Raw genomic sequence first — 26,427 nt, 5'->3', positions numbered from 1 at the left:
CGTGCACCCCTTCGCTCGCCATGAGGTGGAGCGGAGGGGTGCAGAGTTTCGCTCGCTGCGCTCAGCGGGTGCCGACAGGCCACGGTGACGAGCACACCCATCGGGCAGGGAGGGAGAACAGCGTCGTTCTGCTCACCTCGGCCTCGCCGCAGGAGCCGACCGTCCGTTTTCCGGTTTTGGCGCACTGCCCGCCTGGCGGGAGGATCGTGAGAAAGTCGATTGCCGGAGTGGCAAGACACGAGACGTTCCTGGTACCACCATCCAAACCCGCGGTCCCATTGCACTGCCGGATACCACGGCGAACACCGGGACTCGATCAGCCGAGCGCATCGTCCATCGCCGCGTCGCTCGGCAGCCAGCGAGCCAGAGCCGCCTCGAAACCGGCCACCTTCCCGTCCGTGATCACGATGACGCCAGCCTCGCTCGCCAGTTCCCGTCCACCCTCGGTCAGTCGCAGACCTGCCACGCCGGGCAAGACGAGGGGATGGAGCTGCCGCAGCGCCGTCGCGCGGCGAACCGCCCGCTCCACATCGAAGCGATCGACCGTCGCGGACACTTCGATGACGACCCACACCTCAGGCCGCTCGCCTGTGGATAGGCCTCCCGAGACGACGAGGTCGGCCTCGAACAGATCGTCCCCCTCTGGGCCGGGTAGCCGCTCGATGATGAGTTCCGCCAACTGTCCGATCGTCATGGCGCGCACCCGTCGCAGCCGGCGACCGAAAATCGCTGGCGCGCGCTCGCGATAGTACTGCTCCAAAGCTTTGCCAGTCAGCTCATCGAGACGGTCGCGTACCCTGACCAGTTCATCCTCGACCGATCCGACACGCTCCTCGAGCGAGCCGACCCGCTCTTCGACCGAGCCGAGACGATCTTCGACTCGTTCCATCCGTTGCGTCAGAGCCTCGATCTGCGCCTCGACCCGCTCCATCCGCTGCGTCAGGGCTTCGATCTGGGCTTCGACCCGTTCCATCCGGGCAGGCAAGGCTTCGATCTGGGCTTCGACGCGATTCGCCAATAGGTCGATCGAACGCGCTACGGCATCGATGCGCTGGCCGAGTCGCTCGATCTGCGCGTCGATCCGGGCCTCGCGCTCGCGCGCTGCTTGCCGATCCCGTTCCATCGCCTCGATCAATCGATCGACCGCTTGCTCGATCCGCCGAACGCCGGCTGGAAGTTGCAAAAACTCTTCGCCGAGCAAGACCTCCAGGAGGAGGCGCCGGAACTCGGCGTCTTCCCGGATCCTCCGGATCAACTCCTCTGGCAAGCGATCAGCTGCCACGCTCGCATGCTCCTTCTATCGCTCTTCGCGACGGGCACGAATAGACCAACTGACGGAACTCGGAGTCCGAATCGAGCATAGTCTGGCCGAGAGGTGAAAACGAGGTACGCCTCGGTGAACGAGGCACGCTCGTCGAGAATCGGACAGCGACCGAGGGAAGCACGCTCAGGCCGTGGCTGGAGCACACAGGAGCTCGCGGAGTTCGGGCTCGCGCTGCTGCTTGGTCACGATGATCAACTCGTCTCCCGGCTCGATGACCGTCTGGCCCGTCGGAATGATCAGCTCCCCCCGGCGGATGATCGCCGTGATGATCGCCTCGGGCGGCAGGGGGAGCTGCCAGATCGGCTGGTTGACGACCGACGATTCGGCAGCGACTTTGGCTTCCACGATCGCCAGATCGGCGTGTCGGAGCGCCAAGAGGTGGACGAAGGGTCGCTCGGGGATCTGTTGCTCGATCAGACTCAAGATAACGTTCGTTTGGCTTACGGTGACGTCGATCCCCAGCCGCCGGAAGAGCTCCTCATTCTTCGGGTTGTTGACACGAGCGATCGTTCGCCGGACACCGAACCGCTCGCGCGCCACCTGGCAAATCACCAGATTGTCCTCGTCGTCACCAGTGACTGCGATCACCACATCGGCACGCCCGGCACCAGCGGCCGCCAGTGTCGCGACCTCCGCCCCGTCCCCCTGCATGACGATCGCACCGAAGCGATCGCGATAGATCTGCACTTTGACCGGGTTTTTCTCCACGAGGAAGACCTCGTATCCCTCGTTGACGAGCGTCTTCGTGAGATAGTACCCGACCTTCCCACCACCGACGACGATGATGTACATCGCGGACGCTCCCCACCCAGCTTTCGAAGGATGCTCAGCCGGTCTTCGTCACCAGCTCACCGCGCACAGCCTGCTCGATCATTTCCGAGACGGTCCGGGTCGGGCAGATGACCGTCAAGCCGAGTTCGCGATAGATTTCGGCACGATCGGGATCGTAGATACGCAAGATCACTTTTGGAACGCGGTAAATGACTTGCGCGATCTGGGCAGCCATGATGTTGGTGTTGTCGTTCTCGGTCACAGCGATGAACACGTCAGCCTGCTGGATTCCAGCATTCCGGAGCACATCCTCATCGATACCGGTGCCGAGAACGAGCTGGCCACGGAAGCCAGGAGGCAGTCGCCGAAAGGCTGTCTGTCGCTGATCGACGACCGAGACCTGGTGCCCCTCCTCAGCGAAGTCGCTCGCCAGTTTCGCCCCGACGCGTCCACAACCGACGATGACGATCCTCACGATGCTGCCTCTCCTCGCTCAGCGACCCGCACGACGACGACGTCGCACGGAGCATTGTCAAGGATATACGGAAGCGTCTCTCCCTGCGTCAGGACTCCCAAGGTCCAACGACTCCTCGTCGCCATGATGATGGCATCAGCCGCGCGTTCGATCGCCTCGTCGACGATCGCCGCACCAGCCACGCGCGCCTGTAGAAGTTCGGTCAGCACCCGCTTCCACTTCCCGCGTGCGACGCGCTGCGCGTACTGCGTCGCCCGTTCCAGGATCGCTGACCCCCGCTCGATCTGTTCGGGCAACTCGACATCCAAGGCATACCGTTGCGGCACCTCGACCACATACACGAGGAGGAGCGTCGTCTCACTGGTGGCACAGACCGCTGCTGCCAGGTCGATCGCCCGCTCGTCATCTGGTGAACCACTCACCGGGACGACCACCCGGCGGTAGACTCGTGCCACCTTTCCCCTCCAGTCCCATCGCGACGCGCGGTCAAAGGCCCAGCGCGAGACGTTCGATCAACAGCTGCGAGAGTCCCGTCGCCGCCATCTCGGCCTGCACCGCTTCGATATTGTACGGTACACGCCGAAAAGTGAGACGCTGCGCCTCTGGCTCCCAAAGGAGAAAGGCAGCCCGAGGATCCCCATCCCGCGGCTGGCCCACCGAGCCCGGGTTCACGAGCAGACGCCCCTCACGGGTATCGATGACCATTCCATCGGACGGTTGCAGCGGTCGCTCGCCCCGCTGCGCTGCTTCCTCGCTCAACAGAAACGGTACGTGCGTGTGTCCAAAGAAGCAAAGGCGCGTCTCGAGCAGCCGGAAATTCGCCCGCGCTTGCTCCGCGGTGAACACGTACTCCCATACCGGTGCCCGCAGGCTCCCGTGCACCAGCGTCACTTCGTCCAGAACCAGCTTCTCAGGCAAGCTCTCCAAAAAGGCACGGTGCTCGGTTCCCAGCTGCAGCATCGTCCAGCGCAAGGCGTAGCGAGCGACCGGGTTGAAGCCTTCCAGCGGTAAGCGCCCCAAGCACGCGGCATCGTGGTTCCCCAGCACGGTCGCCGGCCCCGCGATTTCCCGGATGCGTTCGACGCACTCGCGTGGCCGCGGGCCGTACCCGACGACATCTCCCAAACACCAGACACGATCCACCGGGCCAGCTGCTGCGAGGACCGTTTCCAACGCTTCCAGGTTACCGTGGATGTCCGAGACGACGAGAACGCGCATCGCTCCTCTCCCTTTCAGGGTATTCCAGAAACCACTACTGGATGTGGAAGCGGACTCACAGGGTGCTCTGGCATACTCCGTTCGCTTCGAGCCGCTCGCTAGCCAGAACGCGACGAAGCACTGTACTTCTTGCCACAGGTACTCCCCGGCGCGAGCGGAGGGTTCCGGATCGACAGTTCCCGCGAAGCGATGGTCGCCTCTCCAGAGTGGTACCATGGAAACTACCGGTACCGCCGGTGAAGGAGGGAAAGGATGGTCCAAGCAGGAAATGATTGGAAGCTCTGGAGCGTACTCGCCGGCGGGACTGCCGTGACGATCGTCGCAGCGCTCGTCGCGCGCCGGCGACGCCGCCGCACCTTGCGCGAGCGACTCGCTCAGGACATCGACCTCGAATCGACGCTGACCTCGCTCCGCGAGGCAGTGCAGGAGATGCGCGAGCGACTACCAGTCCACGACGGTAAGATCGCGCGCTCCATCTGGCGCAAGCGCGTCAAGCCGCTCGTCCAGCAGACTGTGCGCACGGTACCGGAACGCGCCCGCAGCGCGACTGCGGTCTTGGAAGCCGAACGGGCAGCGGTGGAAAAACTGCAGCGCGACATCTTGCCTGCCACCGAGCAGGCTGCTCGTCAGGCAGCGCTGACGGCCGAGCGAGCGCTCCAGCGAGCTGCCGAACGCGTCCGCGCTGTCCCCGAGCGCCTCGCGCCGCCCTCCGCTCGCCCTCGCCGGCCAGGACTGCTCACTCGCCTCGCAGCGGGTGCACGAGACACTGCTGCCCTCAGCTTTTGGATGAGCGCGGCAGCAGCTCTGGTCTACTTCGGCCTACTGCGACCCGAGCAGCGCGAGCGACTCCAGCAGGGCGCGAGTTCGTTCGTGACCCAGCTCCGTGAACTGTGGGCCGATTTCTCCTTCAGCGAGGAGCCTCTCCCCGAGTTCACGGAGTGAGCGGCCAGGAGTGCGACTGTGCGGAATCGACGAGTGGGCCGGCAACGCGATGAGCAGCGGTCCACTCGTCGGGTATTCGCTCGATCTTGCTACTCAGCTAGCCGACTCCGGGCGTCTTGGTCGTAGTGCGACGGTACGCGCTCGCTACACTTCTCTCAGGAGGCGAGGTATGAACGACGAGATCGATACACACCACGACCTCGAGCGGTTCCACCGCCGCGTGACCCGCGGGGTGACGCTCGAACGGGCGCCGAGCACCGAAGTCACCCCAGACGTGCTGGCCCGCCTTCTTCATGCGTTGGCCGATCCGACCCGCCTGCGCATCATCGAGCTGCTCGCTCGCGAAGGAGAACTCCACGTCAGCGCGCTCGTCGAGCGACTCCAGCAGCCTCAAGGACGCGTCTCGACGCACCTCGCTTGCCTGCGGACCTGCGGACTGGTGCGGGTGCGCCGGGACGGAAAGTATCGCTTCTACACGATCGCGGACCACCGTGTCCCCGCCCTGCTCGCGCTGGCCCGTGACCTGGCTGTTCCCAACGCTGCGGCGATCGCGGCCTGCCGAGTCGCCGCTTGCCGCTGTTCCATGGAGGATTGACGAATGCGTCAACTCGTTCTCGCCCTGCTCGCTCCGTGCCGTCTCGGATGGCTCATCGTCGCACTGGCGATCGCCGTCTACGGCTTCTCGACTGGACAATGGGCATTGCTCATCGTCGCCCTTGCCCCACTGCTCGGTACCCTCGCTGCCCTTCTGATCACCCGGCACAACCCGAGCTGTACGCTCGCTGAGGAGGTCCGGTCACGTGAGTGAGCTCCAGGCGGTCGTCGCGGCTTGGCTCGCGACGGTCGCGGGATGGCTGCCCTTCGGCTATGCCTTCGGTGCCGGCATGCTGGCAGCGGTCAATCCCTGCGGCTTCGCGATGCTCCCAGCGTATCTCGCCTTGTATCTCGGTCTCGACGACGACCGGCCAGCGAGCGCTCCGGTGCGATTGAGCCGCGCGCTGCTCGTCGGTATCGCCGTCTCGTTCGGCTTCTCCACGTTGTTCGTCCTGGCCGGTCTCGTCGTCTCGCTCGGCGGCAGCTTCCTCTTCCCGGTCATGCCCTGGGTCGGCATGAGCATCGGTATCGTCCTCATCCTCATGGGGATGGCGATGTTCTCTGGGCGGGTCATCGCACCGACCCAGTTCGAGCGACTCGCCGACCGCGTGATGCGTCGCGGGGAACGATCGGTCCGAGCCTTCTATCTCTTCGGCCTCGCCTATGGTCTGGTATCGCTGAGTTGCACCTTCCCGGTCTTCATGATCGCTGCCGGAAGTGCTCTTTTGAGTGGTGAGCTCTTGCGGGGGACCCTGCAGCTGGCCACGTACAGCCTGGGGATGACGAGCGTCGTCGTCGCCCTGACCGTTGCGCTCGCTTTTCTGCGCCTCGGGCTCGTGCGGGTGCTCCGGCGGGCCATTCCCTATGTACAGACCGCAGCGGCCGCCTTGCTCGTCTTCGCCGGCGTGACGATCGTCCTCTACTGGTCGTCATACCGCTGAGCACCTCGATCGAGCAGGGAGAAGCCTGCCCATGAGTGGCAACACGAGCAGCCAGCAGGAGAGCAGACTTCCTGGCACCATCGCGTTGATCGGTTCCGGTGAGACGGCGCATGCTGGCCGGCAAGCGTTTGCCGCCTTGTTCGCGCAGCTTCCGCCACCCGTCCGCGTCGCGATCATGGAGACCCCGGCAGGCTTCCAACCGAACGCAGCGCTCGTCGCGCGCCGGCTCGCCCAGTTCCTGTACGAGCATCTTCCCGAATTTCAGCCTGAAGTCCGCTTCGTCCCGGCTCGTCGGCGGGGAAGCGTCTACGATCCCGATTCCTCACTCGTCGCCGAGCCGCTCGAGTGGGCCGACTGTGTCGTCGCCGGGCCGGGAAGTCCGACCTACATGGTGCGCCAGCTCGCCGGAACATTGACCTGGCGTCTACTCGTCGAACGCTGGTCGAGTGGACTCCGCCTCGCCTTCGCCAGCGCCGCTGCACTCGCGATCAGCCGCTTCACCCTGCCGGTGTACGAGATCTTCAAGGCTGGAGCTGACCTGCATTGGGTCGAGGGGCTCGATCTGCTTGGCTCGCTCGGTTACTCGCTCGCCATCGTCCCTCATTGGAACAACCGCGAAGGTGGGGACGAACTCGACACGAGCCGCTGCTTCATGGGACAAGAACGGTTCGCGGCCCTCCGTCGCCTGTTGCCGTCCGGAACCGTGATCCTCGGCATCGACGAGCACACCGCGTGCGTCCTCGATTTTGCGGCTCGCTCCGGTCGGGTTCTCGGTAGCGGCACGGTGACGCTGTTGACGCCCGAGCGTGAGTTCGTCTTCCATCGTGGCGAGCGGTTCCCGCTCGACCTTCTCTCCTCACCGACTGTTTCTTGACGCGCCGGCGGCATCTCGATCGCTCGCCATCCGCCGCCCTGGCCACGTCTCTGGAGCCGCCAGCCAGAAAAGCCCGCCCAGCCCGACGATCACGACCGCTGTCGCCACGAGCGTCGCACGGATGCCGATCGTTTCCGCAGCGAGTCCCAGCACGGTCGGTCCGACCACGTAGCCGAGTTCGGAGAGCATCCGATAGGCGCTCATCGCCGCTGCTGTCATGCCTGGCGGGGAGACATCCGCCGCATAGGCGGCTGGTGCTCCTCCCCCGATCCCGCTGGCCAGAGCCCACGTGACGCAGGCCAGAAGAAACCACGGATAGGACGAAGCGAAGGCGAAACCGACGAGACCGAGCCCGCTGAACAATGTTGCCGGCGCGATGACGATCTTGCGTCCGAACGTATCGACCAGGACGCCAGCCGGATAGGCCATGACCAGCGACACGACACTCACTGCCGCCAGACCGAAGCCGATCTGCGAGGGGCTGAGCCCGATCTCGCGCTCCGCTCGCAGCGGGACGAGCGTGAAGAGCGCGCCCGTTCGGGCGAAGAAATTCCCGAAGGTGACCAGTCCGATGAGCAACAGTGGTCGATGCTGCAGCACGCGCACCAACTGGCGCCCGAAGACGAACTCGCTGCCCGGCGCGGGTTCACGAGCACCAGCTGGACGCGTCTCGGGTAGGCGCCAGAGCGCGAGCACCGCGACGATCGCGCCGACGAAACCGTAGACCCAGAAGGGAGCACTCAGGCCCCCATACTGTGCCAAAAGGCCGCCAGGAATCGGCCCGAAGCCGACAGCGAACAGGAAGACAGCCTGGTAGATCGCCATCGTCCGACCGCGCGTCGCTGGTTCGGTGATATCGGCCAGCACGATTTGCCCACTGGTCAGCACCATCGAGGCACCGCTTCCCGCGACGAACCGACCGACGAGAAAAATCGGATACGAGGGCGCGAGCGCACAGAGCACATTGCCCAAAACGGTCGCCAGGCCACCAGCGAACAACGACCACCGGCGCCCGGCGCGATCGGCGATCCAGCCAGCCGGAGCCGATGACGTGAAGCGAGCGAGGCCATAGATCGCGATCGCCAGCCCGATCAGCACTTCAGAAACACCGTAGGCTTGCGCGTAGAGTGGAACGACCGGCACGATGCTCCCGAAACCGAGTTGGTTGATGCCGACGATCGCAGCAATCCAGACCAGGACACGGTTGATTCGGTACCATGAACGCAGCGCGCCTGGTCCTGGCTCGAGCACCCGTGCCAGTCGCATCAATCGTTCCATCCGCACCTGATCGAGCGGGACGACCGACGGGAGAGGAGGTCACCATGCAGGAGACGATCCGCGTCACGCGCTGGAACACCCCACAGCCACCGACGAGCGCGGAACTCGAGGCTGCCCTGGCTGCTGAGGGACTGCGCGGTTATTACTGGTCGAACGCTCCCGGTGACCGTTATGCCCCGCACACTCACCCGTACCACAAGGTTCTCTATGTCGTGAGTGGTTCGATCACCTTTTTCGTGGACGATCGCGAGGCGATCGAGTTGGGTCCGGGTGACCGCCTCGATCTCCCGGCAGGAACCGTCCACAGCGCGGTCGTCGGTCCCCATGGGGTCACGTGCTTGGAGGCTCACCGTCCGGTCTCATCCAGTTGAGGAACGGGACCGCCCCATCGTCGCCGGGATCAGGAAGGCGAACGGTACCCCGGCCAACGAGGCGCCGACCGTCAACCAGAACGCTCGCTCGATACCGATCGCCTCGGCCACGGCACCGAAGGCGAGCGCGATGATGCTTTGAGCGACGAAGCTGGTCGCGAGCGTGAAGCCGGACAGCGGGCCTCGGGCCTCGGGGGCGATGTCGTTCGCCAGTGCCAGCGTCACCGAGCGCGGCGGTGTCGCAAAAACCCCGATCAGAACCAGCAGCGGCAGCATGAGCCAACTCCCGTTCTCGATGGCCAAGTAGAACGCGAGGAGCGGCGCTGTCCCGAGCGAGGAGAGAAGCAACGCGCCGCGTCGTCCCACCCAGTCGGAGAGCGATCCCCCGACCAGTCCACCGATGATGCCACTGGCATAGAAGGCAGACAGGGCCAGTCCACCGTACCACTCGCTCCGACCACGCTGGAGGAGATATTCGACCAGAAAGAAGCTGGGTGGTGTCACCGCAGCGGTGTTCGCCACCACCGAGCCCAAGAGCCCGATGAACGGCCGCTGACGCTCGCGGATGAGCCGCCGCAACTGGACTTGGCCAGCGTGCCGCCGGGCGATCACGTCGCTCGCCTCGGTCCGGAGCCGCAGGAAGAGCGTCGCCGAGGCGGCGAGCCCGACGAGCATGACGAGCGGCATCCCGTCCAAGGTGAACTGCGCGATCACTGCGGTCAGCAGGACCGGTGCGACTGTTCGCGCCAACTCACCGCCGGCCATGAAGATGGCCATGGCCCGACCGAGCCGCTGTCCACCGAACTCGCCGACCAGCGCCACAGCCGGTGCATGGAACGCAGCCGAGGCAAGTCCCGAAACGAGGAGCAGCACGAGGACGACGGCGAAGTGCGGTGCGATGCCGATGGAAGAGAGCGCGAGCGCCGCCACTGCTGGCGAGAGCACGACGAACCAGCGACGGCTCGTCCGGTCCGCCACGTAGCCGAGCAACGGCTGCACGATCGAGGGAAGCTGCTGCGCCGGAACCATGGCGCTGGCCCAGAACAGCGAGACCCCGAGCTTCGCCTGAATCGCCGGGACCAGGACACCGAGGAACGAAGGATAGAGGTCATGGGCGAAGTGCGCCCACGACATGAGCAACACGCCGCGCGCGTCCCAGATGGCTGGCTTGCCGACCGCTCGCGGGCGCGCGGCTGCTGCCTCCGTTCCCATCGCCTTCCTCCTCGCCGAGGATCCACCCGAGCCGCAGGATGACCCGCGAAAGCTGTCGCACTAGTATAGTCCCCCTCGCTCCTCGTGCGGCCTCACCATTCCACAGTGCTGAACAGTGCCCGCCTCTCACGACCTGCTCGACTCCGTGGGACGCCCCGGCCACGAGGCGAGCCAGGGCACGCGCCAGGCAGCGTTCGCTGACGGGCGGAGAACGAGCTCCCGCTTCTCCGCTGCGGCGCGCGGTCGTCGGGTAACCAGGCCCCTGCTTCCAGCCGGTCATCCCGACGCTGGCTGACGAGGTCTGCTGACCGTTGGTGCAGGGCCCTGCCCTCCGGATGCTGCCAACTGTGCACTGGCGTCGCACCCGTCAACCAGCACGAGACCGAGGGCTCGGCCCGGTCTTGACACCGCTCGCTCCCCGCATTATTGTGGAAATAAGGACACCGTGGAAATAAGAACACCAGTCGATCAAACGAGCGAATGGGCGACCGGTATGGCGACAGTCCTCGTGGTTCCGAAGCTCGGCCTTACCATGACCGAAGGGCGGATCGGCCGCTGGCTCAAGCGCCCCGGCGAGACCGTCAGCGCTGGCGAGCCCGTCCTCGAGGTCGAGACCGAGAAGTTGACGGTGGAAGTGGAAGCGCCCACCTCGGGCATTCTGGCACATGTGCTGGCCGAGGAAGGTGCGGTGCTCCCGGTCGCGGCGCCGATCGCCGTCATCGCTGAGCCCGGCGAGACGGTGGATCTCAGCACGATCGTCTCAGGATCCCCCACGGCAACGCCCACGAGTACAGCCCCGACAGCGAGTGGAGCCAGTAGCCTCCCGACGCTGACCGAGCGATCAGCGACCGAGGGTGGGGAGATTCGCGCCACGCCAGCAGCCCGCAAGCTGGCCCGGGAGCATGGGATCGACCTGCGGCAGATCCGCGGAACCGGTCCCGGTGGACGGATCACGGCGGAGGACATCGAGCGCTATCTGGCGTCGCGCAGTGCCCCAGGCCAGCCGCGCGGTGAAACCGTTCGTTTCTGGAGCGACGGGTATGCGCTGTCCGGAGAACTCTTCCTCCCGACTCATCTTCCCCTACCGCGACCAGGAATCGTGCTGTGCACCGGCATCCATGGCATCAAGGAATTGGGAATGCCGCTCCTCGCGCAGGCGCTGGCCGATGCTGGCTTCGTCGTCCTCACGTTCGATTACCGCGGCTTCGGGGCGAGCGAAGGACCACGTGGGCGCCTCATCCCGGACGAGCGGATCCGGGATGCGCGCGCTGCACTCACTTTCCTCGAAACGCACCCGGCGGTCGATCCACACCGACTCGCCATCGGCGGCCTGAGTATGGGTGGGGCGCATGCTCTCTCGGTCGCAGCACGCGACGAGCGCGTGCGCGCGTGCGTGGCGCTCGCGCCGGTGACCGATGGACGCCGTTGGCTACGGAGCCTCCGCGCTGAATGGCAGTGGCGACTCTTCTTAGAAGAGATCGCCCTCGACCGCCGCGCTCGCGTGCAGAGCGGAACGTCTCGGCAGGTGCCGCTCTCCACGATCATGCCACCCGATCCGGAGACCGAAGTGACCATGCGCGAACTCGCCAAACGGTTTCCTGAGCTCGTCGTCGAGCCTGAGGTGACGCTCGAATCGGCTGAGGCGCTCCTCGAGTACGTGCCCGAACGAGAGATCGATCGGATCGCACCGCGCCCGCTCCTCCTCGTCCATGGCCGGGAGGACGTGCTCGTCGCACCTGACGAGTCACTGGCCGCCTACCGACGCGCGGGAGAACCGAAGCGACTCGTGGTGCTCGAGGGGATGGGGCACTTCAATTGGCTCAATGCCCAGCACCCGGTCTTCGGGCGCGTACTCGGCGAGCTCACGAACTGGCTCGAGGAATGGCTGGTCAACAGAGTGGACTGAGAGGGAGGTGCACCGTGGAGATCCCGCGCGACAAACTGCTGTGGATCTACGAGCGGATGGCCCTCATCCGTGCCTTCGAAGACCGCGTCGCGCAACTCTTCGCCGCTGGCCGGATCCCCGGCTTCGTGCATCTCTATGCTGGCGAGGAAGCGATCGCGGTCGGCGTCTGTGCTCACCTGACTGACCGCGACTCCATTACCAGTACACACCGTGGGCACGGGCACTGTATCGCCAAGGGTGTCGACGTGAAGTCGATGATGGCCGAGCTCTTCGGCAAGTCGACCGGCGTTTGCAAGGGGAAGGGCGGCTCCATGCACATCGCCGACGTCGACAAGGGGATGCTCGGGGCCAATGGTATCGTCGGCGGCGGACCACCGATCGCCTGTGGAGCGGGATTGACGGCCAAGACGCTCGGAACCGATCAGGTCGCAGTCTGCTTCTTTGGGGACGGGGCCGCCGAGCAGGGAACCACGCACGAGGCGATGAACCTCGCTGCGATTTGGAAACTCCCGGTCGTCTTTGTCTGCGAGAACAATCTCTATGCCGAATCGACACCCTGGACCTACCACTGTGCCGCACCCGACATCGCCTCGCGTGCCTCGGCTTACGACATGCCCGGCGTGCTGGTCGACGGGACCGATGTCTTCGCCGTGTACGAGGCAGCCGGCGAAGCGATCGCCCGCGCGCGCCGCGGCGAAGGCCCGACGCTGCTCGAGTGTCGCGCCTTCCGTTACTACGGGCACTTCCAGGGGGATGCCGTAACCTACCGCACTCCTGAAGAAGAAGCCTCTTATCGCGCCCGAGACCCCATCCAGCGTTTCCGTCAGACGGTGTTGAGCCAGGGGCTGCTCAGCGAGGACGAACTCGATGCGATCGACCGAGCGGTCAAGCAGCAGGTCGAGGAAGCAGTTCAGTTCGCGGAATCCAGCCCGCTCCCACCACCCGAGGAGTGCTTGACCGACGTCTACGTCAGCTACCCGGCTGAACAGCTCGCGTTTCGTCATTGAAGCGAGGAGGGACGAGCATGGTCGTCACCACGCGCGTACTCAGTTACCGGCAGGCGATCAACGAGGCCTTGCGGCTCGAAATGCGCCGCGATCCGACCGTCATTCTCATGGGAGAGGACGTCGCGGGCGGGGCGACGATCGAGCATATCGAGCAAGAAGGTGCTTGGGGCGGACCCTTGGGGGTCACCAAGAGCCTGGTGAGCGAGTTCGGTCGCCAGCGTGTCCTCGATACACCGATCAGCGAGGCAGCCTTCATCGGTGCCGCTGTCGGTGCTGCTGTGACCGGGCTCCGCCCAGTCGCTGAACTGATGTTCGTCGATTTCTTCGGCGTCTGCATGGACCAGATCTTCAATCAGGGCGCCAAGCTCCGCTACATGTTCGGCGGCAAAGCCAAGGTCCCCATGGTGATCCGGACGATGATCGGTGCCGGCTTCGGTGCGGCTGGACAACATTCCGGTTGTCACTATTCGGTTTTCGCCCACATGCCCGGCCTGAAGGCGGTCGCACCAGCCACACCGTACGATGCCAAGGGACTGTTGATCGCGGCCATTCGCGATGACGATCCGGTGATGTTCTTCGAGCACAAGATGCTGTACGACATGACGGGCGAGGTGCCCGAGGGCGAGTACGTCATCCCGATCGGGAAAGCGGATATCAAGCGCGAAGGCAGCGACGTGACGATCGTCGCTATCTCGCGCATGGTCCACATCGCACTCGAAGCGGCCGATCGCTTGAGTCGCGAAGGAATCGAGGCTGAGGTCGTCGACCTGCGCTCGCTCTCGCCACTCGACGAGGACACTGTCTTGAGTTCGTTGGCCAAGACGCGACGCTTGATCGTGGTCGATGAGGACAATCCTCGCTGCTCGGTGGCTGCCGATATCGCGGCACTGGCCGTCGACAAAGGCTTCGATCATCTCGATGCACCGGTCAAGCTCGTCACGGCCCCGCACACGCCGGTGCCGTTCAGTCCGAGCCTCGAGCAGTACTACATCCCGAGCCCCGAGCGCGTCATCGCAGCGGTGCGGGAGATCGTGTGAGCAGGTACGCAAATCAGCGAGGCGAGCCGACGAGCGTCGGCATCATCGCCAACCCAGCTGCGGGTAAGGATGTCCGGCGTCTGGTCGCGCTCGCCTCCACGTTCGACAACCAGGAGAAGGTCCGCATCGTCCGGCGCGTGCTCGCAGCGCTGGCCGCGCTGGGCATCGAGCGAGTCTGGTATTTACGCGATTCCTTCGGGATCGTCGAGCGGGCTGCCGAGAATCTGCTGCCGCGCCCCGACATCCGACCGATCCCGATTCCCTGTACCTTCACCGCGACCGACTCCGAGCGAGCGGCGGCCTGGCTCGCCGAGCAGCAGGTCGCCTGTCTCGTCACCTTGGGTGGCGACGGAACAAATCGAGTCGTCGCACGCAGCTGTCGCGATCTTCCCCTCGTCCCGATCGCGACCGGGACGAACAACGTCTTTCCTTTCCTGGTCGACGGAACGATCGCCGGGGTAGCCGCGGGCCTGCTCGCCAGTGGTCGGCTTTCCGATTGCCTGCACCGGTGGCCACGACTCGAAGTGTGGATCGACGGGACGCTCGCTGATATCGCCTTGATCGACGTCGCTGTCTCGCGCGAGCGCTTCCTCGGTGCTCGAGCCATCTGGGATCCGAGCTCGATCGAACAGGTCATCGTTGCGCGGGTCCTTCCCGGCGTGATCGGCTTAGCAGCGATCGCTGCTGCGGTGTGTCCCTGGGGGGATCACGGTGGGGCCACCGTGAAACTCGGTCCCGGCGGGATCACGGCGCTCGCCCCGTTGGCTCCTGGCCTCGTCGTACCTGTTCCTGTCCGCCATTGTGAACCGCTCAGCCCTGATCGAGCCGTGCCGATCGAGACGATCCCCTGCACGCTGGCACTGGATGGAGAGCGAGAACTGCGGATCGAGCGAGCTGAACAGGTTCTCGTGCGGCTTTCGGCGGCTGGACCACTGGTCCTCGATCCGCGGCGCGCGCTGCAGGAGGCTGCTCGGAGCGGAGCGCTCCTTCTCCCACCGTTGGCGCTGTGAAAGCTGCTCCTCCGGGAAGCTGCGCGGGACCACTGCGCTGTTGCGCTCTGCCTCGCGCGCACTGTCAAGGTGCGTGATGGTTCCCCGCTGTGCACTCCTGAGGAGTGGCTCCCAGGCAGCTGGATTGCTCCGGAGTTCTTCCAAAGAGCGAACCTGAAAACGACGGCCACTCGGTCAGGTCATGCCCCTCCCAGTGACGGGGCTCGTAGCCGGGGGTGACATCATGCAGCCAAGCTGTCAACTGCAGGTCTGCCCTCGGTCTCCACGTGGCTAGAACCGCTCTACCACGTAACGCGCCTCATCGTCCAGATCCGGTGGCTCGGAGAGACGCTCGATGCGGAGCACCATGGAATCACTCTTCGACAGAAAGCTCGTCCAGTGGTCGCTCACGCAGCTGCTCCGGAAGGCGCAGATACCGCTCGATCCGGCGCACGAAGACGATCGTCGCGACAGCCAGGAGTGTCCCGACGATGGCGATCACGTAGTAACCTGCCCCGACCAGCATCCCGATCGCAGCCGCGACCCAGATCCCAGCCGCCGTCGTCAGCCCGAACACGCGGTCGCGGGCGCGCAGGATCATGCCACCACCCAGAAAGCCGACACCGGTGACGATGGTCGAGCCGATCCGACTGGGATCGATCAGGATACCGGCCTCCGGACGGGAAAACTGCTCCATGAGCAGCATCGAGCAGACCATGAAGAGCGCTGCGCCCTCAGCGACCAGCATGTGCGTACGCAGCCCAGCCGGCTTGGCACTGAGTTCGCGCTCGAAGCCCAAGAGCCCCCCGAGCAGGAGCGCGATGATGAGCCGGACGATCGTCTCGGCTTCGCTCAACATCGGACCATCCCCGTACAGCGTTCGTTCGACGTACCGCCGCGGGATACCGTTCAGGCCGACGCGCGTCGAGTCTACCGCTTCTGTCGAGGGTGAACCAACCAGCGCAGCCGGAAGCGCGAGCAGGCGACCGTCTCGCGCCCTCGTTCGGCCGAGGGGGCCAAAGAGTCAGCACGGTGATGACACCGAGCATCGGGCCTATTCCCGCACGGCGCGAGCAGGGAGCAGCACTGCCCATCTGCTGTCTCCCGTGCGGCGTCGCCTCACCGCTCCGTGAGGGTACGGATCAGCGCGCGGAGACCTGCCACCCGCCCGTACGTCCGAATGATGGGCCGGGCGATCGTCTCCCCCACGAACTCGACCGTTCCCTTCGCTCGCGACATCGTCTCGGTCGCTGCCGCGAGCAAGGGGATCAGGTGATCGCGAATCAGGAGTCCCAGCCATATCCCGACCCCGACCAGAGCACCGAGCAGGAGCACGACGAGCATCGTCGAAAGGGCGAGGAAGATGATCGCGATATCGCGGACCCGCTCCAGTGCGGACTGCTCCGGTCCGCCCAACAGGTACAAGACGACGAACAGCACGACGAAGATCGCGAGCAAGCCACCGACGATCACCCATAACCACCCGCGCCGCATCCCCTTATCCCTCCCCCGACGATCGATCGTTGTCGCGTCGGAAGCGCTGCCTCGCTCGACGAGTGCGAGCCGATTCAGCCGGCGTCGTCACGAGCCAAAGGATCCCCAGAACGAACAGTGCACCGAGCCCCCCCTCGACCAGCGGCACGGTGCCCAGCCGGTAAAGAGCCACTCCGAGCAGCTGGCTCGCGACAGAACCGACCCCGAAACCGAGCACTCCACCTAACCAATAGAGCGGGAACTGCCAGATCCGCCGACCGAACACCGCATGCCAGCCTAACCCCAGCATGCTACCGAGAAGACTCGCGAGCAACAAGCCTGCCGGTAAGCCAGTGTCCAGCGCCACGGTTGCGACCATTCAGGAGACGCGAATCCAAAAGGCATACACCGCCCGCGGTACCTTGTCGGGGCGGGGATTCTTCGGGTGCTGAGGCCATTCCACTTCCACCCGCAGGAAGTAGGCACCCGGGCTCAGTTCCGGCATCGTCCACTGGAAGCCGGCACCGCTGCGTTCCGGTTCAGCCGTTACAACGGGATCGGTCTTGACGACGAACCCTTTGGGCGCATCCGGTGCGGGCGAGATCGGCTCGAAATTCCCCTCCTGCGGATAGACCGCGAGCGACACCTTCTCCGGAATCCGTTCCTCGCTGAAGGCAAAGCTGAGCGTCTCGCCCGACCGGACGGCGAGCGGCTGTTCGCTCGTCGGGACGAGCCCGGGAGCGGTCGTCTCGCCGGCAAAGCCGGAATCGAGCACCCAAAAGAACGGTCCGATCGTCGCCGGCTGCTCGCCGCTTCCAGCCTTCAGAACGAGATCGGGTGGCTTGAGAACCACCGGCGCAGGCGTCTTGACCGGTGTCGGAGCGGGTGTCACCTCGGTGGGTACCGCGGTCGGACTCGGCACGACGGTCGGCGTCGGCGAGGCTGAGCGACAGGCGATCAGGGCGCTCGCACTGAGGAGCAGCAGGACGATTCCTTCCCGGATCCGCATCGACCCCTCTTCCCTTCCAGAACAGCAGCGGCCGGGTATCCGGCAACCGCGCCGACTGTACCACACCGCTCTTTCTTCCGAAGCCCTCACTGTTCCAGAGAATGGGCATTGCAGTGGCTTGTCCAGGACCGGAAGGACGGAGAACATGCCCCGGTCCCAGCCGAACGGGCCATGGGAGTCGCGCTCGCCGTCGTCGGCGACGGGCGCGGTGAAGAATCGATGCAGACGATGTGGTCGGAGAGAACGCTCCTCACACTGACCCATCTCCTCGCGCTCCTCCTAGTCGCCCGTCCGACTCGCCGAGCCGGTACTGCAACGCCGACTCCGACACGTGCAGCAACCCCTGCAGCCGCGCCGCGCACGCCGACGACTGCATCAGCACGGACGCCAGCTGCCGCTCCCGCAGCGACGCCGGCTCGTACCCCAGCGGCGACACCAGCGCGGACGCCCACATCCACGCCAACCGCCTCTCCGGTTCTTACGCCTCGAGCCACTCCGAGCCCAGGACGACCCCAGCGGTGACACCGACACCGTAGGCGCGGTCGAACCGGAAACGAGACACGCGATCCGATCGGATCGCCGAGCTGCTGTCACAACAGCCAGCTCAGCGGTGTTTGATAGAAGTGGAAAGGGGTACGCGTGGCGCTCGTGGCCGAACGGACCGATCGCGAACTCTTGGAAGCTGCCCGGGCGGGCGACGAGCAGGCCTTCGCGCTCCTGGACGAGCGTTATCGCCCGCTCGTCTTCCAAATCGCACTGCGCACACTGGGTCGAACCGACGACGCGGAGGATATCTGCCAAGAGGTCTTTTTTCGCCTCTACCTTCAACCGCCGCAGCTGGACGATCATCCACACGCTTTGCGGCTTTGGCTCGCCCGCGTGACGACCAACGCGGCGCTCAACCTGCTACGCAGTCAGCGACGAGCCCGGTTCCACTGGTCCCGTCTGCTCCGCCTCGAGCGCCTTTTCGACGAGCAGCGATCCACCGCGGAGTGGAATGAAACGTCGCTGCTGGTCCAAAGCGTGTTGGAGAAGCTTCCCGATCGCGATCGGGCGTTACTCGCCCTGCGCGTGAGCGGGTTCAGTTACGAAGAGATCGCCATGTTGTTGGACCTTCGACCGACGTCGGTCGGTACCCTGCTGGCGCGCGCTGAGCGTCGCTTCCGCGAGCGATACCGAGCCCTGATCGGCGACGAAAGAGAGGAGGTGCGTGAGTGAGACGATTGCGCCGCTGCCCGCCCGAGGGAATGCTCCGGCTTTTGGTCGACAGCCCAGGTGAGACCGCCGTGCGCCAGCATGTCGCTGGCTGTCGATCCTGCCAGCAGCGCCTCGAGCGCTTGCGAGCTGATGCGGAGTTGGTCGAACGTACCCTGGCTTCGCTCGAGCAGCCACCCGTATCTCTGCCAGTTCGTGCTACGCTATCGCGAAAGGAGCGTCCCATGCGCTATGTCCGAACGGCGAGTGCGGCTCTCGCCGCGACTCTTGCCCTCGCGCTAGTCGTCTGGCTCGCACCCGTGGGAGCACTCGCTGAACAGCTGGTGCAGCGCTTCCGCGTCCAGCAGTTCGCGGCTATCACCATACCAGCTTCGACGATCGATTCCTTGAGCGAGCAGTTCGGCTCGATTCCGGAGGACCAGAAGGCAACGCTTCGCGAGCAACTGCAGGAAGCCTTCCGGGTCACACCCGAACAGATGAATGGTGAGCATGTTCGCGAGGTCGCTTCGCTGGACGATCTCGCCGCTCACCTCGGGCGTGCACCGCTCGCCCCGGCCGCGGTGCCCGGGCCGTTTGCGTCGGCGCAGCCGCGCTATGTCGTCGGTGATCCTCAGCGGAGCGAGATGACGATCGACGTCGCTCGCGTGCAAGAGGCCGCCGCGCAGCTCGGTCTGCAGTTCGCCAGCTTGCCCGATCCGAGCGTGACGCCGACGGTCACTGTTGCGCTCTCCGTTCCGGCGAGCGCCGCGCAAGTGTGGGAAGCGGGCGATCGAGCCATGCTGCTGGTCGCCGAACTCGAGAGCCCGACACTGGAACTTCCCGCCGAGATCGATCCGGAGCTTCTGCGCGAGGACCTGCTGATGCTTCCAGGGCTTCCGCCTGACGTAGTGGCCCAGATCCGTGCGATCCGCGATTGGGGCCAAACGCTGATCATCCCGATCCCTGAGGAAGCCACTTCACGGACTATCTCGCTGCGCGGCACGAGCGGGCTGCTCATCGAAAGTTCTGAAGGATCCGCAGTCCTCTGGCAGGAACGCGGTATCCTCCATATCGTCGGCGGCAGCGTGACCGCGGACCAGGCGTTGGCCATCGCGCGCTCGCTCCGCTGATGGTGACCAGGTGAAACCGCGTCGGGTAGGGGGCTCTTGCCTCCTACCCGGCTCCTGACTGTGACGGAACACGATGCAAGCGCGACCGCCAGGCAGCCAGTCCGAATGGGCGATCGAAACGCGGGGCCTTCGCAAGGTCTATGGTGATCGAGTGGCACTCGAAGACCTCTCGATCACCGTCGGCTATGGGGAAGTGTTCGGTTTCCTCGGCCCCAACGGTGCTGGCAAAACCACGGCCGTCAAGATACTCGTCGGCCTCATCCGGCCGACCGCCGGCACCGGTTGGGTACTCGGTCGCCCCCTCGGCGACTACCAGGCACGCCGCCAGATCGGCTATCTGCCGGAACTCTTCCGTTTCCACGACTGGCTGACCGGAGAGGAACTCCTCGACCTGCACGGGCAGCTGTACGGACTCAGTCGTGCCGAGCGGCAGCGGCGCATTCCCGAAGTCCTCGAACTGGTCGGTCTCACCGAAGCGGCACGACGGCGAGTGCGGACCTACTCCAAAGGCATGCAGCAGCGGATCGGGATCGCCCAGGCACTTTTGGCCGAGCCGCGTCTGGTGATTCTGGACGAGCCGACCTCGGCCTTGGATCCCCTCGGACGGCGCGACGTCCGCGACCTCATCCGGCGCCTCCGCAGCGAAGGGATCACGGTCTTTCTCAACTCCCATCTTCTCAGCGAGGTCGAAGCGGTCTGCGACCGCATCGCCATCGTGAACCGGGGACGTGTCGTCGCGCTGGGACCGATGACGACGCTGTTGGCCGGTGACCTCACAGTCGAATTCCGCCTCGGGTCGCTCCCCGACGGAACACTCGATGCCCTGGCACGGCTCGTGCAGGTCGAGGACCTCCGACCCGCTCCACGTCCAACGATCATCGCGCGTGCACCGGACGAAGAAACGATCGCTCGAGCAGTCGATCTTCTCGTCGCATCCGGCATCCCCGTCTATGGCGTCATTCCCGAACGCCGCTCGCTCGAAGATCTGTTCGTGCGCCTGGTGAACGACGAGCAGTTGGAGTCACGATGAAGGCGCTGGTCATCGCTCGCTTGACCTTCCGCGAAGGTCTCCGCAAGAAGCTCGTCCTCGGCGTGGTGCTGCTGAGCCTGGTCTTCGTCGTGCTCTACGTCTGGGGCTTTTCCCTGTTCGTGCAGGACTGGCGAGCCATGGAAGCGCGTCGAGCAGCAGCTGGAGCACGCATGACCTTGCCATACGAGGTCTTCGCCAGTGCGATGGTGCTGCTCGGCCTGTGGACGGTCAATTTCCTCGCTGGTGTCATGACGATCTTTGCGTCCGTGGGCACGATCGCCAGCGAGATCGAACAAGGCACGCTCCACGCGATCGTTCCGAAGCCGATCCGTCGGTGGGAGATCGTGCTCGGCAAATGGCTCGGCTACGCATCGATGCTCGTGGTGTACATCGCGGTGATGGTCGCCACCGTCGTGCTCACAGCCCGCTTCATCGGTGATTACCAGCCGCCCAATGTCCTTCAGGCCTACGGCTTGATCGTGCTGGTCGCCGTGATCCTGCTGAGCTTGACGATCCTCGGCAGCACGCTCTTTTCGACCGTCGCCAACGGTGTCATCGTCTTCATGCTCTACGGCATGGCGATTACTGGTGGATTGGTCGAGCAGATCGGCACGGCGTTGGACAACGCTGTTCTCATCCGCATCGGCGTGATCTCGTCCATCCTGGTTCCCAGCGACAGCATGTGGCGACTCGCCAGTTATCTCGTCCAACCGCGCCTCGCCGTGAACTTCCTGGGGCCGAACCCCTTCGGAACCACTGTCCCGCCGAGCACGCTCGCCGTCTGGTACAGCGTCGCCTATGCTCTCGTCCTCCTGCTCCTCGCCATGCTGCGCTTCCATCGCCGTGATCTTTAGCCATCATCCTGGTTGCGGCATACTCACGACGCAGCCGCTCAGCAGCGGCGGGTCGGACGACACGAGAGAGGGAGAGCATGGCGGTCGAGATCGTTACCCTTCCCTGTGGGCCACTCGAGACGAACGCGTATCTCCTGGTCACGGAGCATCGCGCGTTCCTCGTCGACGCTCCCCCTGACTCGTGCCTCGCCGTTCTCGACGAACTCGAGCGACGCCAGGCGCGGCTCGAACGGATCGTGATCACGCACACGCATTGGGATCACATCGTCGATGCGGCCGCCTTGCGGCGGGAGACGGGCGCGCTGATCATCGCGCATCCGCAAGCGGTTCCGCGTCTCCAGCAGCCGCGCCCGCTCCTCACGCCGCTCCCATTCGAAATCGAGCCAGCACCACCAGACGAGCTCGTCGAGGATGGTGCCACACTGCAGTTCGAGCCGCTGAGTTTCACGGTGATCCACACGCCGGGCCACGCACCGGAACAGATCGCGTTGTACGAGCCGACACGCCGCTGGCTTTTCGGTGGGGATACCCTCTTCCCGGGCGGGTACGGTCGCGTCGACCTTCCCGGCTCCAGCATGACGGAGACGATGGGGACACTCCGACGTCTGCTGGAGCTCCCCGACGAGGTCGTCGTCTTTCCGGGCCATGGCCCGACGACGACGATCGGTCGCGAACGCGGCTGGATCGAGCAGTTGGTCGCCAGCGGATCCTAACGCACGGCGCGCACGAGAGGTTCGGCATCCGCGAACGGCCCGATTACAGCCAGGGCGAAGCGTTCCGGCTGGAACAGTTCCTGTGCCAACGCCTGAATCTCTTCGCTGGTGACCGCCCGAATACGGGCGATGACTTCCTCGGGCGTCAGCACCTCACCGAACACCAGTTCCTGCCCGCCGATCCAGCTGGCGACCGCCCGGCTGTCCTCCAGGCCCATGACGATCCGCCCGACGCGCAACTCCTTCGTGCGCTCGAGTTCGTCCTCGGGAACCGGCTCGCGCACCAGCTTCTCCAATTCGCCCCGCACAGCACGCAGCGCGCGCTCAGCACGCTCGACGTCAGTACCGGTGTAGATGACCGCCTGCCCGACGTCGGCATACTCGCGGAGATACCCGTACACCTCGTACGCGAGTCCTTGGCGCTCGCGGATCTCCTTGAATAACCGCGAACTCATGCCGGAACTGAGCACGGAATCCAACATACCTTGTACGAAGCGCCGCTCGTCACGGTACGGCAACGCAGGAAGTGCGAGGCAGAGGTGTGCCTGCTCGGTCGGTCGCTCGAGGAGTTCGATCGTCGGCCGCGCATCGCTCGGTCGAGCCGGGTGCGGATCAGCTGGCGTCCCTGGCTCCAGATCACCGAAATAGCGTTGCACGAGTTCGACTACCTGCTCGTGCGTCAGGTCTCCAGCTGCAGCCACGACCAAGCGATCGGCCCGGTAATGCTGCTCGAGGTAGGCGATGAGTTCGTCGCGCGTGATCGCCTCGACTGTCTCTTCCGAGCCGATGATCGGTCTTCCCAGCGGATGCCCGTTCCAGAGAGCCCGATCCACCAGATCGTGCACGTAGTCGTCCGGTGTGTCGCGGATGCCGTGGATCTCTTCGACGATGACATGCCGCTCCTTCTCGAGTTCGCCCGGATCGAACAACGAGTGACGCAGCATGTCAGCCAGAACATCGAAAGCGAGTTCGAGATGCCGGCTCGGCACTTTCACCCAGTAGTCCGTATGCTCGCGACCCGTCGACGCGTTCATCATCCCGCCGACACCCTCGATCGCCTCGCTGATCAGGACGGGATCCGGGCGCCGCTCAGTACCCTTGAACAGCATATGCTCCAAAAAATGCGAGATACCGGCCACGCGATCGCTTTCATAGCGCGAGCCGACCCCGACGTACACGATGACCGTCGCCGAGCGCACATGGGGCATCCGGCTGGTCACGATACGGATCCCATTGGGCAAGCACGTCTTCTGGTAATCCATCCTTACCCATTTCCTACCTCGTCGCCGATCGATCGGCGAGCTGAACCTGATCGAGCAGCAGCCGGAGCGCCGCTTCCGCCGAACGCTCGATGTTCTGCCAGCGGTTACCCGTGAATCGATGCTCTTCGACGACGACACCGTGCGGCCCCGCACAGGCGACGTAGACCAATCCGACCGGCTTGGTCGCCGTTCCACCACCGGGGCCAGCGATACCGGTCGTGGCGACCGCGTAGTCGGTCGTAAAGCGCTCTCGAGCTCCCTTGGCCATCGCCTCGGCACACTCCCGGCTCACGGCACCGACCGAACGGAGCACGTCTTCCGGGACACCGAGCAGCGCTTGCTTCACACGGTTACTGTAGGCGATGACCCCACCGATATAGTATTCGCTGCTCCCCGGTACCGAGGTGAGCAGGTGGCCGATCAGCCCGCCCGTGCACGATTCGGCGGTCGCCAGCGTCAGCCGTCGCTGGACGAAGAGTTCGTAGACCTGACGGGCGAGTGGATGCTCCGGCACGCGAAACCTCCAGACCACATCGTGCAAGTATAGCCGTTACCGGGATGGCTCGAGCATGAGATCATCGAGTCGGTCGGCCTGTCGGGTCGCCGGGAGAAGCGACATCGCGACGGTCATGATGATCAGCCCACTCCCGACGACCAAAAACGCGCGCCCGGCACCGAGGTAATCACCCAGCCAACCACCCAGACCGTTCGCAGCGATGAGCGCGGTGAACAGGATGGTCGAGCGAAGAGCGAAAACACGTCCCATGAGATTCGCGGGAGTCACACGCTGCACGATCGTCACACTCGGTATCAGGAACAGGAGATTCCCGAGTCCAGTAAGTCCGGTCAGGACGACACCGCCCCAGAGCGGTGGGCCGAGGCCCAGTCCGGTCAAGCCGGTTCCCATGACCATCAGCCCGAGGACGACGAGCGTCGCGAGGCGCCGTGCATTGAGCGTGCCGACCAAGAGCGCGCCCACGACGCTGCCCACGCCGATCCCGAAATTGAGCAGGCTATAGGTCACCTCGCCGCGCTCGGGCCGCGCGTAGGCGTAGCCAACCAGCAGCGGCATGGCCATACCGATCGCGATCGCGCCGAGCGCGACCAGTAGCGTGTTGGTGCGAACGAGCGGCTGATTCACCAAGAACCGCACTCCGCCGACCAACTCTCGCCAGACTACGCGAACGGACCGCTCGCTCCCCACCACCAGGGGCGGTAACCTGAGGGGCCACAGGATCAGCGCCGAAATGAGGTACCCGAGTGCAGCGACCGCAAAGGCGGCTTCCAGTCCTTGCCGACTACCCAGCACCGACACCAGCCCACCGACGACCAGCCCGGCCAGCGGATATCCGCCGATGTCACCGAGACTTTCGGCGAGCGACGACAGAGAGTTCGCCGTCGTGAGCTGACTCGGTGGCACGACTGCCGGAATGGAGGCCATCTTGGCTGGTCGGTGGAGGATCGAGGCAGCATTGATCATGAACAAGAGTAAGTAGAGACTACCGATCCAGTATTCGGCCGCGATCGGGAGCAGAACGACCGGTAGAACACGAGCCAAATCCGAAGCGATCATCACGCGCCGCCGATCGACCCGGTCCACCACCACGCCAGCGAGCGGCCCGAGCAAAAGATCCGGCAATCCGCTGGCCAAAAATGCCAAACCAGCGACTGTCATCGAGCCTGTCAGTTCGTAGACCAGTGCCGCGAGAGCGACCCGGTGAACCCGATCACCGATGGTCGCGACGAGATCGGAGCCCCACAATGCAGCGAACCGCCGGTTCCCCACCAGCAGCCGCAGCGGCTCGCGCCACTCCACCCTTCCCCTTCCCCTCCCCGACCATCTGCCTGGCCGCGACAGGGAATCCGGTACCGGCAGTATAGCCGATCGTCTCGAAGATCACTGCGCGAACCGACGAGCAAGCGAAAACTCATCCGTCGCTGGAAAGCCGAACACCCTTTTCTTCGAGTTGGCGAATGTCCGCTTCCACTTCCGCGAGCTGACGCTGGATGATCGGCAAGCGGTCACGGGTGCGCTGCCAATCGCGGAACACCTCATCCCGCTCGCGCCGCAGCCGATTACGCTCCGAGACGAGGTGTTGCGCCTGCCAGGCACGTGCGGCACATGTCGGACAGCGGTCACGCAGGTCTCGCCAGCCACCGCAGGCGGGGCACGGTCGCGCCAGATCGTCGAGGCGGATTTCTGTCCAAACTTGCCGACGTCGCACTGACTCCAGCGCATCGGCCGCGACGAGATCGGCACTGGCCGCGAGGGTCGCGAGGAGCTCAGGGCTCGGCTCACGGTAACCCACTGCTGCGAGTACCTCGCCGAGCTCGCCCTCCACCCGCCGCAGCCGGGCAGGTGCGAGCTGGTGCCCGCGCTCAGCCCAGTCGACTTCCTCGACCCAGCGGAGAACGACACCGCTGATCTCCAATTCGACCGTCGCGAGCGATTCGCCCAGATCGACTCTCACTTCGACCGGAACAGACGGCAGGGGATAAGGGAGAAGGACGGGGGGCACCGACTCGAGTGCTTTTCGCTGCTCTTCGAGGTCAGCGATCGCCGCATCGAGTTCGCGAAGACGTTCTGTCCAACGATTCTCCGGTTGGAGAGCCTGCTCAGCGAGCATGAGGTCATACCGCAACTCTTCACGACGCTGGTAGAGGCGCGCCAGGCGTCGCCGCTCGGCCTCTCGGACCGGCCGCTCGGGCTGCTCGGTCGGTCGGTCTACAGCTGATCGTTCATCTCGGTCGCGATCGCGCCGCCACCACCGTCGCATTTCACTCTTCCCCGACGGGCTCGAGAGCATCCGCTGCAGCGCGCAA

General features: G+C 64.9%; 30 protein-coding genes and 1 pseudogene. 15 read left to right on the top strand and 16 right to left on the bottom strand.

Annotated elements, in window-relative coordinates:
* Positions 1–316: 316 nt before the first annotated feature.
* The 5 genes from ACWIVK_RS10900 to ACWIVK_RS10880 all read right to left on the bottom strand — a co-directional run bounded on the left by ACWIVK_RS10900 (position 317) and on the right by ACWIVK_RS10880 (position 3,788).
* Positions 317–1,282 (bottom strand): hypothetical protein, encoded by a 966-nt coding sequence (locus tag ACWIVK_RS10900; protein ID WP_448576720.1) that lies wholly within the window; start codon positions 1,280–1,282, stop codon positions 317–319.
* Between the two features lie 165 nt (positions 1,283–1,447).
* Positions 1,448–2,116 (bottom strand): potassium channel family protein, encoded by a 669-nt coding sequence (locus tag ACWIVK_RS10895; protein ID WP_448576719.1) that lies wholly within the window; start codon positions 2,114–2,116, stop codon positions 1,448–1,450.
* Between the two features lie 34 nt (positions 2,117–2,150).
* Entirely contained in the window at positions 2,151–2,570 is a 420-nt protein-coding gene (locus tag ACWIVK_RS10890) for a potassium channel family protein (protein ID WP_448576718.1), read from the bottom strand.
* Positions 2,567–3,025 carry a universal stress protein gene (locus tag ACWIVK_RS10885; RefSeq protein WP_448576717.1) on the bottom strand — a complete coding sequence of 153 codons (459 nt, stop codon included), beginning with the start codon at positions 3,023–3,025 and terminating at the stop codon, positions 2,567–2,569. Before ACWIVK_RS10885 ends, ACWIVK_RS10890 begins: the two co-directional genes overlap by 4 nt.
* 31 nt (positions 3,026–3,056) lie before the next feature.
* Positions 3,057–3,788: a metallophosphoesterase family protein gene (locus ACWIVK_RS10880; protein WP_448576716.1), complete on the bottom strand. Its 732-nt coding sequence runs from the start codon at positions 3,786–3,788 to the stop codon at positions 3,057–3,059.
* Positions 3,789–4,040: 252 nt separating this feature from the next.
* Here ACWIVK_RS10880 and ACWIVK_RS10875 point away from each other — a divergent pair, with 252 nt between their 5' ends.
* The 5 genes from ACWIVK_RS10875 (at position 4,041) to ACWIVK_RS10855 (ending at position 7,139) form a co-directional block, all read left to right on the top strand.
* Entirely contained in the window at positions 4,041–4,730 is a 690-nt protein-coding gene (locus tag ACWIVK_RS10875) for a hypothetical protein (RefSeq protein WP_448576715.1), read from the top strand.
* A gap of 169 nt (positions 4,731–4,899) precedes the next feature.
* Positions 4,900–5,325 (top strand): ArsR/SmtB family transcription factor, encoded by a 426-nt coding sequence (locus tag ACWIVK_RS10870; RefSeq protein WP_448576714.1) that lies wholly within the window; start codon positions 4,900–4,902, stop codon positions 5,323–5,325.
* Between the two features lie 3 nt (positions 5,326–5,328).
* Complete coding sequence (locus tag ACWIVK_RS10865) at positions 5,329–5,538, top strand: hypothetical protein (protein ID WP_448576713.1); 210 nt, start codon at positions 5,329–5,331, stop codon at positions 5,536–5,538.
* A complete protein-coding gene (locus ACWIVK_RS10860; RefSeq protein WP_448576712.1) occupies positions 5,531–6,265 on the top strand; it encodes a cytochrome c biogenesis CcdA family protein in 735 nt (244 codons plus the stop codon). The genes ACWIVK_RS10865 and ACWIVK_RS10860 overlap by 8 nt, the downstream gene beginning before the upstream one ends.
* A 31-nt stretch (positions 6,266–6,296) precedes the next feature.
* A complete protein-coding gene (locus tag ACWIVK_RS10855; protein ID WP_448576710.1) occupies positions 6,297–7,139 on the top strand; it encodes a cysteinyl-tRNA synthetase in 843 nt (280 codons plus the stop codon).
* Here the strand turns inward: ACWIVK_RS10855 and ACWIVK_RS10850 are convergent.
* Complete coding sequence (locus tag ACWIVK_RS10850) at positions 7,122–8,417, bottom strand: MFS transporter (RefSeq protein WP_448576709.1); 1,296 nt, start codon at positions 8,415–8,417, stop codon at positions 7,122–7,124. The two genes, ACWIVK_RS10855 and ACWIVK_RS10850, sit on opposite strands and share 18 nt — an antisense overlap.
* Before the next feature lie 44 nt (positions 8,418–8,461).
* On the opposite strand from ACWIVK_RS10850, the gene ACWIVK_RS10845 reads away from it, so the two are divergent.
* Entirely contained in the window at positions 8,462–8,788 is a 327-nt protein-coding gene (locus tag ACWIVK_RS10845) for a cupin domain-containing protein (RefSeq protein ID WP_448576707.1), read from the top strand.
* Here the strand turns inward: ACWIVK_RS10845 and ACWIVK_RS10840 are convergent.
* The gene (locus ACWIVK_RS10840; protein ID WP_448576706.1) at positions 8,777–10,000 is read right to left on the bottom strand and encodes an MFS transporter; all 1,224 of its coding nucleotides are present in this window, start codon (positions 9,998–10,000) and stop codon (positions 8,777–8,779) included. The genes ACWIVK_RS10845 and ACWIVK_RS10840 overlap by 12 nt on opposite strands.
* A 445-nt stretch (positions 10,001–10,445) precedes the next feature.
* On the opposite strand from ACWIVK_RS10840, the gene ACWIVK_RS10835 reads away from it, so the two are divergent.
* Genes ACWIVK_RS10835 through ACWIVK_RS10820 form a run of 4 tightly spaced genes read left to right on the top strand, consistent with a single transcriptional unit; the run spans position 10,446 to position 14,960 of the window.
* Complete coding sequence (locus ACWIVK_RS10835) at positions 10,446–11,906, top strand: alpha/beta fold hydrolase (protein WP_448576705.1); 1,461 nt, start codon at positions 10,446–10,448, stop codon at positions 11,904–11,906.
* Entirely contained in the window at positions 11,882–12,913 is a 1,032-nt protein-coding gene (locus ACWIVK_RS10830; RefSeq protein WP_448576704.1) for a thiamine pyrophosphate-dependent dehydrogenase E1 component subunit alpha, read from the top strand. The genes ACWIVK_RS10835 and ACWIVK_RS10830 overlap by 25 nt, the downstream gene beginning before the upstream one ends.
* Positions 12,914–12,930: 17 nt before the next feature.
* The gene (locus tag ACWIVK_RS10825) at positions 12,931–13,950 is read left to right on the top strand and encodes an alpha-ketoacid dehydrogenase subunit beta (protein WP_448576703.1); all 1,020 of its coding nucleotides are present in this window, start codon (positions 12,931–12,933) and stop codon (positions 13,948–13,950) included.
* Positions 13,947–14,960 carry an NAD(+)/NADH kinase gene (locus ACWIVK_RS10820; protein ID WP_448576702.1) on the top strand — a complete coding sequence of 338 codons (1,014 nt, stop codon included), beginning with the start codon at positions 13,947–13,949 and terminating at the stop codon, positions 14,958–14,960. The genes ACWIVK_RS10825 and ACWIVK_RS10820 overlap by 4 nt, the downstream gene beginning before the upstream one ends.
* Before the next feature lie 21 nt (positions 14,961–14,981).
* Here ACWIVK_RS10820 and ACWIVK_RS10815 read toward each other — a convergent pair.
* From ACWIVK_RS10815 to ACWIVK_RS10795, 5 genes and pseudogenes are all read right to left on the bottom strand, one after another.
* Positions 14,982–15,104 (bottom strand): annotated as a pseudogene (locus tag ACWIVK_RS10815) (hypothetical protein); the annotation flags it as partial.
* A 208-nt stretch (positions 15,105–15,312) separates the two neighbouring features.
* The gene (locus ACWIVK_RS10810) at positions 15,313–15,798 is read right to left on the bottom strand and encodes an MgtC/SapB family protein (protein WP_448576700.1); all 486 of its coding nucleotides are present in this window, start codon (positions 15,796–15,798) and stop codon (positions 15,313–15,315) included.
* A 260-nt stretch (positions 15,799–16,058) separates the two neighbouring features.
* Positions 16,059–16,433, bottom strand: a complete 375-nt coding sequence (locus ACWIVK_RS10805; RefSeq protein WP_448576699.1) for a hypothetical protein — start codon at positions 16,431–16,433, stop codon at positions 16,059–16,061.
* Positions 16,434–16,437: 4 nt separating this feature from the next.
* The gene (locus tag ACWIVK_RS10800) at positions 16,438–16,791 is read right to left on the bottom strand and encodes a hypothetical protein (RefSeq protein ID WP_448576698.1); all 354 of its coding nucleotides are present in this window, start codon (positions 16,789–16,791) and stop codon (positions 16,438–16,440) included.
* Complete coding sequence (locus ACWIVK_RS10795) at positions 16,792–17,421, bottom strand: hypothetical protein (RefSeq protein ID WP_448576697.1); 630 nt, start codon at positions 17,419–17,421, stop codon at positions 16,792–16,794.
* 639 nt (positions 17,422–18,060) lie between these two features.
* On the opposite strand from ACWIVK_RS10795, the gene ACWIVK_RS10790 reads away from it, so the two are divergent.
* The 5 genes from ACWIVK_RS10790 to ACWIVK_RS10770 all read left to right on the top strand — a co-directional run bounded on the left by ACWIVK_RS10790 (position 18,061) and on the right by ACWIVK_RS10770 (position 22,342).
* Positions 18,061–18,639 carry a sigma-70 family RNA polymerase sigma factor gene (locus ACWIVK_RS10790; protein ID WP_448576696.1) on the top strand — a complete coding sequence of 193 codons (579 nt, stop codon included), beginning with the start codon at positions 18,061–18,063 and terminating at the stop codon, positions 18,637–18,639.
* Positions 18,640–18,860: 221 nt separating this feature from the next.
* Positions 18,861–19,745, top strand: a complete 885-nt coding sequence (locus ACWIVK_RS10785) for a hypothetical protein (RefSeq protein ID WP_448576695.1) — start codon at positions 18,861–18,863, stop codon at positions 19,743–19,745.
* 73 nt (positions 19,746–19,818) lie between these two features.
* On the top strand, positions 19,819–20,775 hold the full coding sequence (locus tag ACWIVK_RS10780; RefSeq protein ID WP_448576694.1) for an ABC transporter ATP-binding protein: 957 nt from the start codon (positions 19,819–19,821) through the stop codon (positions 20,773–20,775).
* On the top strand, positions 20,772–21,629 hold the full coding sequence (locus ACWIVK_RS10775) for an ABC transporter permease (protein ID WP_448576693.1): 858 nt from the start codon (positions 20,772–20,774) through the stop codon (positions 21,627–21,629). The genes ACWIVK_RS10780 and ACWIVK_RS10775 overlap by 4 nt, the downstream gene beginning before the upstream one ends.
* Before the next feature lie 77 nt (positions 21,630–21,706).
* Entirely contained in the window at positions 21,707–22,342 is a 636-nt protein-coding gene (locus tag ACWIVK_RS10770) for an MBL fold metallo-hydrolase (protein ID WP_448576692.1), read from the top strand.
* Here the strand turns inward: ACWIVK_RS10770 and ACWIVK_RS10765 are convergent.
* The 4 genes from ACWIVK_RS10765 to ACWIVK_RS10750 all read right to left on the bottom strand — a co-directional run bounded on the left by ACWIVK_RS10765 (position 22,339) and on the right by ACWIVK_RS10750 (position 26,381).
* Positions 22,339–23,604 (bottom strand): M16 family metallopeptidase, encoded by a 1,266-nt coding sequence (locus ACWIVK_RS10765; protein ID WP_448576691.1) that lies wholly within the window; start codon positions 23,602–23,604, stop codon positions 22,339–22,341. The two genes, ACWIVK_RS10770 and ACWIVK_RS10765, sit on opposite strands and share 4 nt — an antisense overlap.
* Positions 23,605–23,617: 13 nt before the next feature.
* A complete protein-coding gene (locus tag ACWIVK_RS10760; protein ID WP_448576690.1) occupies positions 23,618–24,118 on the bottom strand; it encodes a CinA family protein in 501 nt (166 codons plus the stop codon).
* A 36-nt stretch (positions 24,119–24,154) separates the two neighbouring features.
* On the bottom strand, positions 24,155–25,420 hold the full coding sequence (locus ACWIVK_RS10755) for an MFS transporter (protein ID WP_448576688.1): 1,266 nt from the start codon (positions 25,418–25,420) through the stop codon (positions 24,155–24,157).
* A 112-nt stretch (positions 25,421–25,532) separates the two neighbouring features.
* Positions 25,533–26,381 (bottom strand): hypothetical protein, encoded by an 849-nt coding sequence (locus ACWIVK_RS10750; RefSeq protein ID WP_448576687.1) that lies wholly within the window; start codon positions 26,379–26,381, stop codon positions 25,533–25,535.
* Positions 26,382–26,427: the final 46 nt, after the last annotated feature.

The organism is Thermomicrobium sp., assembly GCF_053493975.1.
The sequence above is the reverse complement of the archived record's forward strand: the minus strand, read 5'-3'. Positions and strand labels throughout refer to the sequence as shown.